This window comes from Streptomyces sp. NPDC026062, assembly GCF_055568375.1.
Genome location: NZ_JBVHOQ010000004.1, coordinates 57,083 through 69,159, shown reverse-complemented (window position 1 = coordinate 69,159; position 12,077 = coordinate 57,083). Strand labels below are relative to the sequence as shown.

Annotated in this window: 11 protein-coding genes and 1 pseudogene; 7 read left to right on the top strand and 5 right to left on the bottom strand. The window is 71.2% G+C overall.

What is annotated here, in order from left to right; all coding sequences use genetic code 11:
- The first annotated feature begins 42 nt into the window (after positions 1–42).
- A pseudogene (locus ACZ4LX_RS04970) lies at positions 43–947 on the top strand (oxygenase MpaB family protein).
- Between the two features lie 36 nt (positions 948–983).
- Here the strand turns inward: ACZ4LX_RS04970 and ACZ4LX_RS04965 are convergent.
- Positions 984–1,583, bottom strand: a complete 600-nt coding sequence (locus ACZ4LX_RS04965; protein WP_467639735.1) for a class I SAM-dependent methyltransferase — start codon at positions 1,581–1,583, stop codon at positions 984–986.
- 159 nt (positions 1,584–1,742) lie between these two features.
- On the opposite strand from ACZ4LX_RS04965, the gene ACZ4LX_RS04960 reads away from it, so the two are divergent.
- The 4 genes from ACZ4LX_RS04960 to ACZ4LX_RS04945 all read left to right on the top strand — a co-directional run bounded on the left by ACZ4LX_RS04960 (position 1,743) and on the right by ACZ4LX_RS04945 (position 6,125).
- Entirely contained in the window at positions 1,743–2,621 is an 879-nt protein-coding gene (locus ACZ4LX_RS04960; RefSeq protein WP_467639738.1) for an MHYT domain-containing protein, read from the top strand.
- A 64-nt stretch (positions 2,622–2,685) separates the two neighbouring features.
- Complete coding sequence (locus tag ACZ4LX_RS04955) at positions 2,686–5,247, top strand: sensor histidine kinase (RefSeq protein WP_467639740.1); 2,562 nt, start codon at positions 2,686–2,688, stop codon at positions 5,245–5,247.
- Positions 5,244–5,681, top strand: a complete 438-nt coding sequence (locus ACZ4LX_RS04950; RefSeq protein WP_467639743.1) for a roadblock/LC7 domain-containing protein — start codon at positions 5,244–5,246, stop codon at positions 5,679–5,681. Before ACZ4LX_RS04955 ends, ACZ4LX_RS04950 begins: the two co-directional genes overlap by 4 nt.
- 21 nt (positions 5,682–5,702) lie before the next feature.
- Positions 5,703–6,125, top strand: a complete 423-nt coding sequence (locus ACZ4LX_RS04945) for a DUF742 domain-containing protein (protein WP_467639746.1) — start codon at positions 5,703–5,705, stop codon at positions 6,123–6,125.
- Positions 6,126–6,142: 17 nt separating this feature from the next.
- On the opposite strand, the gene ACZ4LX_RS04940 is transcribed toward ACZ4LX_RS04945, so the two are convergent.
- Entirely contained in the window at positions 6,143–6,652 is a 510-nt protein-coding gene (locus tag ACZ4LX_RS04940) for a MarR family winged helix-turn-helix transcriptional regulator (RefSeq protein WP_467639749.1), read from the bottom strand.
- A gap of 81 nt (positions 6,653–6,733) precedes the next feature.
- Between ACZ4LX_RS04940 and ACZ4LX_RS04935 the strand changes: the two genes are divergently transcribed.
- Positions 6,734–8,848, top strand: a complete 2,115-nt coding sequence (locus ACZ4LX_RS04935) for an MMPL family transporter (protein WP_467639752.1) — start codon at positions 6,734–6,736, stop codon at positions 8,846–8,848.
- A 91-nt stretch (positions 8,849–8,939) separates the two neighbouring features.
- Here the strand turns inward: ACZ4LX_RS04935 and ACZ4LX_RS04930 are convergent, their stop codons facing one another.
- Entirely contained in the window at positions 8,940–9,515 is a 576-nt protein-coding gene (locus ACZ4LX_RS04930; RefSeq protein WP_467639756.1) for a TerD family protein, read from the bottom strand.
- 84 nt (positions 9,516–9,599) lie between these two features.
- Positions 9,600–9,803, bottom strand: a complete 204-nt coding sequence (tatA, locus tag ACZ4LX_RS04925) for a Sec-independent protein translocase subunit TatA (protein ID WP_467639919.1) — start codon at positions 9,801–9,803, stop codon at positions 9,600–9,602.
- A 193-nt stretch (positions 9,804–9,996) separates the two neighbouring features.
- Here tatA and ACZ4LX_RS04920 point away from each other — a divergent pair, with 193 nt between their 5' ends.
- The gene (locus ACZ4LX_RS04920; RefSeq protein ID WP_467639759.1) at positions 9,997–11,511 is read left to right on the top strand and encodes an LCP family protein; all 1,515 of its coding nucleotides are present in this window, start codon (positions 9,997–9,999) and stop codon (positions 11,509–11,511) included.
- 46 nt (positions 11,512–11,557) lie between these two features.
- Here the strand turns inward: ACZ4LX_RS04920 and ACZ4LX_RS04915 are convergent, their stop codons facing one another.
- Positions 11,558–12,073, bottom strand: a complete 516-nt coding sequence (locus ACZ4LX_RS04915; protein ID WP_467639763.1) for a GNAT family N-acetyltransferase — start codon at positions 12,071–12,073, stop codon at positions 11,558–11,560.
- Between the last annotated feature and the right edge of the window lie 4 nt (positions 12,074–12,077).

Below are 12,077 nucleotides of genomic sequence, written 5' to 3'. Positions count from 1 at the left end.
ACGTAGGCTTGGACACTCGACCTGGACAAGGGGGACGCCGCGGTGAAGCGTTACGACCGGCTGAAGGACATCCAACGCCGCGATCCGGAGCGGGACTTCCTGGAGATCTACCGGATGACGGTGACGTACGAGTTCCCCTGGGACATCGCCCGCGCCCTCGAACTGGCCCTCTACCGGACGTATGCGGTCCCCGCCATCGGGCGGCTCCTGGCGGAGACAGCCGAACTGACGAACCGTTCGCAGAAGCGGTACGACGACACCGCGCTGCTTCTGGACACGGTCGTCGAGCACGGCTTCGACAGCGACCCCGGGCGTACGGCCATCCGCCGGATCAACCGGATGCACAACAGCTTCGACATCAGCAACGACGACATGCGCTATGTCCTGTGCACCTTCGTCGTCACACCGAAGCGATGGCTCGACGTCTACGGCTGGCGTCGGCTGTCCGGCCACGAACTGCGGGCATCCGCGGCCTACTACCGGACCCTGGGCGCGCATATGGGGATCCAGGACCTGCCACAGACGTACGAGGACTTCGAGCACACCCTCGACACCTACGAGGACGCGCACTTCGGCTGGGACGAAGGGGCGCGGTCGGTGTCGGATGCCACGCTGGACCTGATGGCCTCCTGGTATCCGCGCCCCCTCGCACCGCTCGTGCGCGCGGGGCGAGCCTCGCTCTGCTCGACGACCCGCTGTTGAGAGCCTTCCGTTACGAACGGCCGAGCACCGCAGCTCGCACTCTCACCCGCGGCGCTCTGCGTCTGAGAGCGCGTGCGGTCCGTCTCCTGCCGCCGCGCGCCAAGCCGCACTACGCGCGGCAGAACCCGGAGATCAAGGGATACCCGGACGGCTACGAGGTGGCCGCGCTCGGCACGTTCCCCACACCGGGCGTCGGCGGCTGCCCGGTCCCGCGCCTCCGGGGCCGCGACCCGCGGTCCGGATGACGGGCGGCGGGGCCGCCCACTTGTCTGAGGGAGGGGTCAGCCGGTCCGTTCGGCCAGGGCGAGGAACCGGCTGTCCTCGTCTATGTACGAGGTGAGGCGCCAGCCCGAACGGGCCAGCAGCGGGCCCAGGTTCGGCTCGGCCCGCAGATCACCGTCCGTGATCTGCCGGCCGTGCCGCGCGGCCAGCGCCGCCCGCCCGATCGGGTGGAACAGCGCCAGCAGCCCATCCGGCCGGACCACCCGGGCCAGCTCGGCCAGGTCCGGACCGGGCCGGGCCAGATGCGAGATCAGCCCGGCCGCGAACACCGCGTCCAGACTCCGCGACCGCAGCGGCAGCCGTGCGGCATCGGCCTGGACCAGCAGCCCGCTGCTGCCGCGCCCCGCGCGCGCCGCCGACGCCAGCATGGCCGCGGTGAGGTCGGCGCCCAGCACGGTGCCCCGCGGGCCGACCGCCGCCCTCAGGGCAGGCATCGCACGCCCCGTCCCGCAGCCGGCGTCGAGCACAGCGTCGCCGGGGCCAAGTCCCAGCGCGGCGACCGCGGTGACGAAGGCCGGACCGTCGTCGGGAAACCGTGTGTCCCAGTTCGCGGCGCGAGCCGCGAAGAACTCCTGGACGTGTGTGTGGTCATCGGCCATACGGACATGATCGCGCAGTGTGAGCCCGAACGAAACGTTGTGAAGCGACGCGCACGATCGACCATGCTGCGATCGTTGAGGAACATCTCTCTGTCATATTTCGACAGCTTGCGAATGCGCGCCGGGCGCGCGCCCCGCCACGACTAGCGTCCCCAGGTCATGGGACATCTGGACCACGCCACCTTCGGCTGGCTGACACCTCTGCTGTCGTACGCGATGGCCTGCATCGGCGCCGCACTCGGCCTGAGCTGTACCGTGCGCGCGCTCGACACGACAGGGCGCTCGCGCCGCAACTGGCTGATCACGGCCGCATCGGCCATCGGCACGGGCATCTGGACCATGCACTTCGTCGCCATGCTCGGCTTCGGCGTGTACGGCACCGACATCCGCTACAACGTGCCGCTGACCTTCCTCAGCCTTCTCGGCGCCATGCTGGTGGTCGGCGGCGGCGTCTTCGCCGTCGGCTACAGCCGCGACCGGACAAAGGCGCTGCTGCTCGGCGGGTTCGCCACCGGACTCGGCGTCGCCAGCATGCACTACCTCGGCATGGCGGCACTCCGGCTGCACGGCACCGTCCACTACGACCCGCTGAGGGTCGTGCTCTCCGTCGCCATCGCGGTCATCGCGGCGACGGCCGCACTCTGGGCCGCGCTCAACATCAGGTCGGCGCGCGCCGTGGCCCTTGCCTCGCTCGTCATGGGAGCGGCGGTCAGCAGCATGCACTACACCGGAATGATGGCCGTGACCGTGCGGGTGACGCCCTCGGGAGCCGTACCGCAGGGGGCCACCGCGATGCAGTTCATCTTCCCCCTCGCCGTCGGGCTCGGCTCCTACCTCTTCCTCACCTCGGCGTTCGTGGCCCTTTCCCCTACCGCGCCCGAACGCGCCGCGTACGCCCACGCGGGGCGCGCGCCGAATCCCGCCGATCTCACCGAGGCGGGACCGGCCGGGCGCGGCCGGGACCTGCGGCCCCGGCGCGCCGCCCACAGTTCCGTCCCGCCACCCGTCGCCACCGGAGCACCCGTCGGCACTCACTGACCAGCGGCCCGGCCCGCCCACCCGCCCACCCGCCCACCCAGCCCCGACCCGGAACGAGGAGGCCATGCGCCCACCCCGCACGACCCCGGCCCCCGGTGTCTCCGCCGCCCGGGCCGCCGCTCCACAGGCCCGAGGCCGGCGTGCGCACGCGGGGCCGCCGGCCGACGAGAGCGTTGAATACGACGGCCCGCCGGTCGCACACGGCATATCCGCCCCGCCCGGACGCTGGACGCTGCGCCCCAGGACCGTGCGGGCGAAGATCATCTCGCTGCTCATGCTGCCGGTCGTCTCCCTGCTCGCCCTCTGGGGCTTCGCCACCGTGTCCACGGCCCAGGACGTAGCCAGGCTGCGGCAGTTGCAGCGCGTCGACGCGGAAGTGCGGGCGCCGGTCGCCGCGGCCGTCGCCGCTCTCCAGGACGAACGCAAGGCAGCCATGCTCCAGGCCGCCGAACCCAGCAGCGCACACGCCTCGGCACTGAAGGAGCACGCCGGGCGAACCCGCACAGCGCTCGACGCACTGCGCCTCGACGACGGCCACACCATCGCCGGCACCGGCAGCCTTCCCGGTGGAGTGGCGGGCCGGCTCGACCGGTTCCTGCGACTGGCCCAGGAGCTGGGGGCGGACAAGGGAACCCCCAACGGTGCCGGGGGCGACGAGTCCGCCGTGTACGACCGCTACACCTCGGCGGTCAGTGCCGCCTTCGCCGTCTCCGGAGCCCTCACCGGCATTCAGGACGACTCCCCCGGCTCCGACGCCCGCGTCCTGCTCGAACTCGCCCGTGGTGACGAGATGCTGGCCCGCGAGGACGCCCTGCTGGCCATCGCCGCACGCGTAGGCACACTGGAAAGCCGCCCGCTGCGGCTCTTCACCGGCGCGGTCGACACGCGGCGCAGTCTTACCGGGGCCGCCGGCGCCGATCTCCCCGCCACCGAGCGTGCCGCTTGGCGGGAGCTCACCGCCCGGCCCGCCTACCGTGCCGTCCGGGCCGCCGAGGACAAGGTGCTCGCTGCCGCGCCCGGCCGCGACGCCGCCCGCGCCGTACGCGCCGCGGACTGGCAGGTCGCCGCCGACGACGTCCGCAGTGAGCTGCACGGCATCGGCACCGGTGCGGGTGAGCGGGCCGCCGACCGCGCGAACCCCCTCGCCCGCGGACTCCTCAGCCCTTCCGGAGCCGCCGTGATCTTCGGCTGCGTCGCCGTCGCGGCGTCCCTGGCGATCTCCGTACGCATCGGGCGCGCCCTCGTCGTGGAACTCGTCAGCCTCCGCAACAGCGCCCTGGAGATCGCCCGGCGCGAACTGCCCCTGGCCATAAGGCGACTGCGCGCGGGCGAAGAGCTCGACATCATGGCCGAGGCACCGCCGGGCCTCGCCTCCCAGGACGAGATCGGCCAGGTCGGCGAGGCCCTCGGCACCGTGCACCGAGCCGCCCTCAGCGCCGCGGTCGAACGGGCCGAGCTCGCGGACGGGATCTCCGGCGTCTTCGTCAACCTCGCCCGGCGCAGCCAGGTGCTGGTCCACCGCCAGCTCAACCTCCTGGACAGCATGGAGCGCCGCGCCGACGACCCCGACGAGCTGAGCGACCTCTTCCGCCTCGACCACCTCACCACACGCATGCGCAGGCACGCCGAGAGCCTGATCATCCTTTCCGGCGCCGCCCCCGGCAGGGCCTGGCGGATGCCCGTGCCGCTGACCAGCGTCGTGCGCGCGGCCGTCTCCGAGATCGAGGACTACGCCCGGGTGGAGGTCAGCAGGCTGCCCGACGCGGCGGTGAAGGGCACGGCTGTCGCCGACCTGACCCACCTGCTTGCCGAACTCGTCGAGAACGCGGCCCAGTTCTCGCCCCCGCACACCAGGGTTCGCATCACCGGCGAACCCGTCGGCAACGGCTACGCCCTGGAGATCGAGGACCGCGGCCTCGGCATGGGGACCGAACTGCTTGCCGAGGCCAACCGCCGCATCGATCAGGCGGAAGCGCTCGACCTGTTCGACAGTGACCGGCTCGGCCTGTTCGTCGTCAGCCGGCTCGCCGTACGGCACCGGATCAAGGTCCGGCTCCGTACTTCCCCGTACGGCGGCACGACGGCGGTGGTCCTGCTGCCGACCGCGCTCCTGGAGCCCGCGCTGCCGCCGCCCGGGGAAGAGACGGCGCCGAAGGTTTCCGACGAGCGCCGGGACGCCTCCGGACACCCCTTGTCCGAGCCGGGTCCCCGCGCCGTACGCCACCAGAACACGGCCTTTCCCGCGCCCGTTCCGGTCCCGGAGCCGCGAACAGGCCCCGGTGCCCAGGTCACCTCGCTGCGCACCCGCCGTGCCGAGGGCAAGGGCGAAATCCGGCAGGCACCGGGGAAACCGGCCCGGGAGGACGCCGACGACGTCTCCCTGCCCCGCCGGGTGCGGCAGGCCAGCCTCGTACCGCAGCTGCGTGAGGAACCGAGGCCCGAACCGCCGCGGGTCGGCGGACCGGACGGGGACACGGGCGCACCACGCACCCCCGAGCAGGCCAGGGACCGCATGACCGCCTACCGGGCCGGCTGGGTACGCGGCGGAGGCGCCGCCCCGGGGGCCACATCAGCAGTTCCGGGCTCCACCGAACCCGGCCCGCCCAGCGAAGGAGAACCCGCATGATCGCGAACGAGAGGACCGGGGCGTCCCGCCGGTCCGGTGAACTCGACTGGCTGCTGGACGATCTGGTGACCCGCGTCGGCGAGGTCCGGAACGCGGTGGTGCTCTCCGGCGACGGGCTGGCCGTCGGTGCGTCCAGCGCACTGAGCCGAGAGGACGCCGATCATCTGGCCGCGGTCGCCTCCGGTTTCCACAGCCTCGCCAAGGGGGCGGGGCGGCACTTCCGAGTGGGGGACGTGCGGCAGACGATGGTGGAGATGGACGACGGATTCCTGTTCGTCGCCGCTGCCGGGGAAGGTTCGTGTCTTGCCGTGCTCAGTACGGCCTTCGCCGACATCGGTCTGGTCGCCTATGAGATGGCCCGCCTCGTCAAACGGGTCGGTGAGCACCTGTGTACCCCGGCACGCTTCGCCGAGTACCCGTCGGCAGCAGGCTGAGGAACGGGGAGAACAGTGTCCATGACCGAGGGTGGCCCGGAGGCCCCCGAACCGTACGAGCTGCCGGGCAGCCAGTGGTACGACGCCGACGCCGGCCCGCTCGTCCGCCCCTATGCCATGACCGGCGGCCGGACCGAACCCGGCCCCGGTGGTACGCGCTTCGACCTGATCGCGCTCATCACCTTCGACGACACCGTGTCCGGGAGCTCCGAGGACGCCCTTCTCGGGCCCGAGCACCGGATGCTGCTGGCCCTCTGCCGTACCGAGACACAGTCGGTCGCCGAGCTCTCCGCCGACGCCGACCTGCCGGTCGGTGTGGTGCGCGTGCTGCTCGGCGATCTGCTCGAATCGGGGTATGTGACGGTCGGCCGTCCGGTACCACCCGCCCAACTGCCCGATGAACGCGTCCTGCGTGAGGTGATCAACGGTCTGCGGGCGCTCTGAGTGCCGGCGGGCCGGTTCTACGGGCGCGGCCCACGTCCGCGCAACTGTCCCAGCTCGTCGTTCATGGCCTCCAGGAAGCGGACCACGATGTGCAGCTCGTCCTCGTCGAACTGTTCACGGGCCGCTTCGGTGCCTGCCGCAAGCGGCCGGAAGAAGTCGCGGGCGACCGCTTTCGCGGCGGTGGCGTAATGCAGACGCACCACCCGCCGGTCTCCGCCGTCCCGGACGCGGTGGATGTGCCCCGCACGTTCCAGCCGGTCCAGACACGCCGTCACCGCACCCGAGGTGAGGTCCAGCTGCTCGCGCAGCCGCCCCGGGGTCATGACCGAGCCCGTCTCGCCGTGATCCGCGTCCAGGATGGCGATGAGGGCCTGTACGTCGGTGGGATGGAGCCCCTGGGCCTGGGCGAACTCATGAGCGATGCGGTTGAACTCGCTGTTCATGCGGCGCAGCAGCACCGCGAACGACTGGAGTCCTGTGGAACCTTCGCTCATTCCTCTGCCCGGGCCTCCGTCTGCGGTGCGCATACTCCCAGAGTAATATCTCTCACTCATTGAGATAATCAATGCCGGAGAGATATCTGTCGTGCGTCGACCCATGGGGAAGCAATGAAGCCCGCACCGCGGCACCGCATCGTCCGATGGCTGGTGCCTGTAGCCCTGCTCGTCGTCTGGCTCGGCATCGGAGGGACGCTGGGTCCCTACGCAGGAAAGCTCGGCGAGGTGGCCACCAACGACCAGGCGGCCTTCCTGCCGCGCAGCGCCGAGTCGACCAAGGTGTCCGAGGCGCAGAAGGCGTTCCAGAAGTCGGGGACCGTACCCGCGATCGTCGTCTGGACCGGCCGGGCGGACGGGATCCCCGGCGGCGGACAGGAAGCGGCCACCCGGGCGCTCGCCTCCCTGGCCGGGCAGCCCGGTGTGGTCGGTACACCCTCGGCCGCGAAGCCCTCCGCGGACGGTGCGGCGCTGTCCGGCGTCGTACAGCTGCGCTCGGACCTGGGTGACGCGCTGCCGGACACTCTCGAACGGGTGCGCGCCGCAGCGGATTCCGTGCCGGGCACGACGGCGGAGATCGCGGGGCCGGCGGCCAGTCAGGCCGACCTCAAGGACGCGTTCTCGGGGATCGACGGGCTGCTTCTGGGCGTGGCCCTGGCCGCCGTGCTGGTGATTCTGCTGCTCGTCTACCGCAGCCTTCTGCTGCCCTTCCTGATCATCATCAGCGCCGTCCTCGCCCTCGGCCTCGCCTGCGCGGTCGTGTACGCCCTCGCGGACCAGGACATCGTCCGTGTCGACGGGCAGGTCCAGGGCATCCTGTCGATTCTGGTGATCGGGGCGGCCACCGACTACGCCCTGCTTCTCACCGCCCGCTTCCGGGAGGAACTTACGGGGCACGGTGACCGGACGGCCGCGGCCCTTGCCGCGCTCCGCCGTTCCTTCGGTGCGATCACCGCCAGCGCCGCCACCGTGGCACTGGGTCTGCTGGCCCTGCTGCTCAGCGATCTGACGAACAACCGGGCGCTGGGGCCGGTGGGTGCCATCGGCATCGTCTGCGCGGTACTGACCACGCTGACGTTCCTCCCCGCGGTGCTGGTCCTGTGCGGCCGGGCGGCCTACTGGCCCGCCAGGCCGCGACCGGTGGACGAGGAGTCGGGCGGGCACGGCATCTGGCGCCGGGTCGCCACCCGCGTCGACCGGTCCCCGCGCAAGGTGTGGGTCTCCACCACCCTGGTCCTCGTCGCCTGTGCGGCGTTCGCACCCACGCTCACGTCACGGGGTGTGCCCCTGGACGAGATCTTCGTGAACGATGCCCCGTCCGTCTCCGCCCAGGCAACCCTGGGCAAACACTTCCCCGGCGGCTCCGGCAACCCCGCCGTGGTCGTCGCGGCGGCCGGCCGCGTGGACGAGGTGACCGCCGCGGCCGCGGGAACACCGGGTGTCGCCGCCGCGGCACCCGTCACCGCGTCCGGCGTTCCGGGTGGTGGGCCGCCTCTGGTGGTCGACGGCCGGGTGCGCGTCGACGCGACCCTGGACGATGCCGCGGACAGCGACGCGGCCAAGGAGACCGTCCAGCGCCTGCGCCATGCCGTCCACGGCGTCACGGGAGCCGACGCGCTCGTCGGCGGCTACACCGCGCAGCAGTACGACACGCAAACGACCGCCGAGCGTGACCGGGGCATCATCGTGCCGGTGGTGCTCGTGATCATTCTGCTGATCCTGATGGGGCTGCTGCGGTCGGTGCTGGTCCCCGTCCTGCTGGTGGCCACCGTGGGGCTCAACTTCCTCGCGACCCTCGGCGTTTCCTCGCTGGTCTTCGAGCACGTCCTGGGGTTCAGCGGCACGGACGCCTCCGTACCGCTGTACGGATTCGTCTTCCTGGTGGCACTCGGAGTCGACTACAACATCTTCCTGATGTCACGGGTCCGTGAGGAGGCGCTGGAGCACGGCGCCCGGCAGGGGGTGCTGCGCGGGCTGGTCAGTACCGGCGGAGTCATCACATCGGCAGGGGTGGTGCTCGCCGCCACCTTCGCGGCGCTCATCGTCATCCCCCTGGCGTTCCTCGCCCAGATCGCGTTCATCGTGGCCTTCGGCGTACTGCTGGACACCCTGGTGGTGCGTTCGCTCCTGGTTCCCGCCCTGGTCGTGGACGTCGGCCCCAAGGCGTGGTGGCCGAGCAGGATCAGCCGGATGCCGGCCGGAGCGGGGCAGGCCGGGACGGACGGCTGACGCGGCCGACGCATCGGGGCCCCTGTCCCGCCCTCGGGACGTCCGGGGCGGGGCTGGGGCCCCGAGCGCTGCGAGACGGCGTGTCCGACGGTCAGACGTTGACGCCGTAGTCCGACGCGATTCCGGCCAGCCCGGAGGCGTACCCCTGGCCCACCGCGCGGAACTTCCACTCCGCACCGTGCCGGTACAGCTCGCCGAACACCATCGCGGTCTCCGTCGAGGCGTCCTCGCTGAGGTCGTAGCGGGCGAGCTCAAGCCCGTTGGCCCGGTTCACCACGCGGATGAACGCGTTGCGCACCTGGCCGAAACTCTGCCCCCGGCTCTGTGCGTCATGGATGGAGACCGGGAAGACGATCTTCGCGACGTTCGCGGGAACGCCCGCCAGGTCCACGTTGATGGACTCGTCGTCGCCCTCGCCCTCGCCGGTCAGGTTGTCACCGGTGTGCTGGACGGACCCGTCCGGGCTGTTGAGGTTGTTGTAGAAGACGAAGTGCTGGTCCGAGAGGACCTTGCCGGCGTCCGAGCACAGCAGCGCGCTGGCGTCGAGGTCGTGGTCGGCGCCCGTCGTCGTCCGTACGTCCCAGCCCAGGCCCACTGTCACCGCGGTCAGGCCGGGCGCCTCCTTCGACAAGGAGACGTTGCCGCCCTTGGCCAGGGTCACACCCATGAACTTCCTCCAATGATCAGCGTTTCTTCGGCCGCCGCCGAAGAGGGCGGCGGCCCTTCCCCTATGGTTCTCTGGTTGCGCGGGTCATGAAGTGGCGGGGCTGTCGCGGGAGTCGCCCTCGGTTCGCACGGATGCGTCCTCCTTCATGGCCCTGGTCTCACTCTTCAGGATCCGCATGGATTTGCCCAGGGCGCGGGCGGTGTCGGGCAGCTTCTTCGAGCCGAACAGCGCCAGCACGACGATTGCCACGACCAGCAGGTGCCAGGGTTCGAGGCCGTTGCGCAGCATGTGCGTCACGCCCTTTCTTGAGGTGTCTTCCGGTCAATGTTTCCAGCAGGAGTCTGAGGACGGGGGATCGGGCCGACGATGGACGGGGCCGTGATCCACGCGGACCGCAACACTTGCTACATTGCGCAACTGTACAACCATGTGGGGCCGGCGTCAGTCCTCCTCCATGGCGGATGGACGGACGGGGCGATCGATGACAGGCAGCCGCAAGGGGACAGCCGGCGGCAGCAGGGGAGGCCGCCTGCGGCGGACGGCGCTGATCGGGGTGTCCTTTCTCGTCCTGCTGGTCGCCGGCGCCGGCTGGGGATATCTCGAACTCAACGGCAGCATCGATACGTTCAGCGCCGACGGGATCTCCGGTGACCGGCCGCCCGACACATCCGCGGGGCAGAACGTTCTCGTCATCGGATCGGACTCCAGGTCGGGCGAGAACAAAGGACTCGGCGGCGGCACGGGCGAGGTCGGCCGCTCGGACACCGCATTCCTGCTGCACGTCTACGCGGACCACAAGCACGCCGTCGCCGTCTCCATACCCCGTGACTCACTGGTCGACATCCCGGCCTGCAAGAAGCCCGGCGGCGACTGGACAGCCCCTCAGCGGCGCGTCATGTTCAACGGCGCGTTCTCGGTGGGGGAGACCGCCGAAGGCAATCCGGCCTGCACCCAGAACACTGTCGAGCACCTCACCGGCCTGCGCGTCGACCACACCGTCGTGGTCGACTTCGCCGGCTTCTCCGCTCTGACCTCGGCCGTCGGCGGAGTGCCCGTCTGTCTTCCGCAGGACGTCTACCAGCGGGATCTGAACCCCAAGCGCCCCACCCGCGGCGAACTGGTCTTCGGCAAGGGACCCCAGAAGGTCTCCGGGCAGCGCGCACTCGACTACGTACGCCTCCGCCACGGTATCGGCGACGGCTCCGACATAGGCCGCATCAAGAGGCAGCAGGCCTTCGTCGGCTCTCTCGTCAAGAAGGTGAAGTCCCGCGGTCTGAACCCGAACACCCTTCTCCCGCTGGCCAATGCGGCGACCGACGCGATGACTGTCGATCCGGGCCTCGGCTCGGCCGACAGACTCCTGTCGTTCGCCATGTCGATGAAGAACATCGATCTGCACAACACCAAGTTCGTCACCGTCCCCTGGCGCTACGAGGGAGCCCGCGTCGCCATCGTCGAACCGGAGGCCGACGCGCTGTGGGCGGCTCTGAAGGCCGACCGTACGATCGACGGCCAGGACGCGGCGGGCACATCCCGGAACAAGGGAGCCACGCCCGGACCGGGCACCACCGCGTCCGGCGCGACACCTTCTCCCACCGGCCCTGTCTCGGGCGAGGGCATCGAGGTGGCGGTGTACAACGGCACCACGGTGACCGGGCTCGCGGCCCGTGCCGCCGGGCTGCTGCGTACCCACGGGTTCAACGTCACCGGCACGGCCACCGCGAACTCCCAGGACCAGGCCGGCACCGTCGTCATCCACGGACCCGGCCTGCGGGACGAGGCCGAGACCACGGCCCGGCTCTTCGGGGGTGCGCGGACCAAGGAGTCCGGCGAGCCCGGAATCAAGCTGATCGTGGGCCGTGACTTCGCCGACAGCCCTTCGGCCGCTCCCGCCGCACCGGCACCCGCGACCGTGCCGTCCGAGATCCCGTCCGCCGTCGCGGACGGAGCGCGCTCGGCCGACGACGACCTGTGCGGCGACCTCTCGTACGGATGAATCGGGCGCGGGGCGACGGCCGGCACAGGACAGCTCAGGCCTGGGGTCAGGCCGTCCGCAGCTGCAACGAGGGGTGCGGCGGCGGGGTGAACCCGAGCGACTCGTACAGTCCGGCCCCGTCGCCCGTGGCGTTCAGACCGACAACCTTCACCCGGGTCTCCTGGCGGAACCAGGCAAGCAGCGCGTCCACGCAGGCGCGCGCATGCCCCCGCCGGCGCTGCCGAGGATCGGTGCTCACATTGGACACATGACCGCGGAGCCCGGTCGGATTGGCCGGACTCGGCGCGTGGGCGTCGCACGCCCCCACCGCGCATGCCACCACGCCCAGCTCCGGATCCTCGACGAGGAAGGCGGCGAACTCGTCGGTCCGGGGTATCCGGTCGGTGAACCACCGCGCCGCGTCCGCCCGCCAGACAGCGTGTTCGTCCCCGGTGTCCATCCCCATGTCGGCCAGCATCAGTGCCCGCATCCGCACCAGCGCCGGGACGTCGTCGAGCGTGGCCCGGCGTACCCGTACCGGCCGGCTGTGGGCGGGCCCGCCGTCCGTGCGATCGGCACTCACCGCT

Excerpts from the sequence above, each read along its gene's own strand:
- ACZ4LX_RS04950 (WP_467639743.1), top strand. The coding sequence starts at position 5,244 with ATGATCGCGAACGAGAGGACCGGGGCGTCCCGCCGGTCCGGTGAACTC.
- ACZ4LX_RS04955 (WP_467639740.1), top strand. The coding sequence starts at position 2,686 with ATGCGCCCACCCCGCACGACCCCGGCCCCCGGTGTCTCCGCCGCCCGG.
- ACZ4LX_RS04920 (WP_467639759.1), top strand. The coding sequence starts at position 9,997 with ATGACAGGCAGCCGCAAGGGGACAGCCGGCGGCAGCAGGGGAGGCCGC.
- ACZ4LX_RS04935 (WP_467639752.1), top strand. The coding sequence starts at position 6,734 with ATGAAGCCCGCACCGCGGCACCGCATCGTCCGATGGCTGGTGCCTGTA.
- ACZ4LX_RS04940 (WP_467639749.1), bottom strand. The coding sequence starts at position 6,652 with ATGCGCACCGCAGACGGAGGCCCGGGCAGAGGAATGAGCGAAGGTTCC.
- ACZ4LX_RS04930 (WP_467639756.1), bottom strand. The coding sequence starts at position 9,515 with ATGGGTGTGACCCTGGCCAAGGGCGGCAACGTCTCCTTGTCGAAGGAG.
- tatA (WP_467639919.1), bottom strand. The coding sequence starts at position 9,803 with ATGCTGCGCAACGGCCTCGAACCCTGGCACCTGCTGGTCGTGGCAATC.
- ACZ4LX_RS04965 (WP_467639735.1), bottom strand. The coding sequence starts at position 1,583 with ATGGCCGATGACCACACACACGTCCAGGAGTTCTTCGCGGCTCGCGCC.
- ACZ4LX_RS04945 (WP_467639746.1), top strand. The coding sequence starts at position 5,703 with ATGACCGAGGGTGGCCCGGAGGCCCCCGAACCGTACGAGCTGCCGGGC.
- ACZ4LX_RS04960 (WP_467639738.1), top strand. The coding sequence starts at position 1,743 with ATGGGACATCTGGACCACGCCACCTTCGGCTGGCTGACACCTCTGCTG.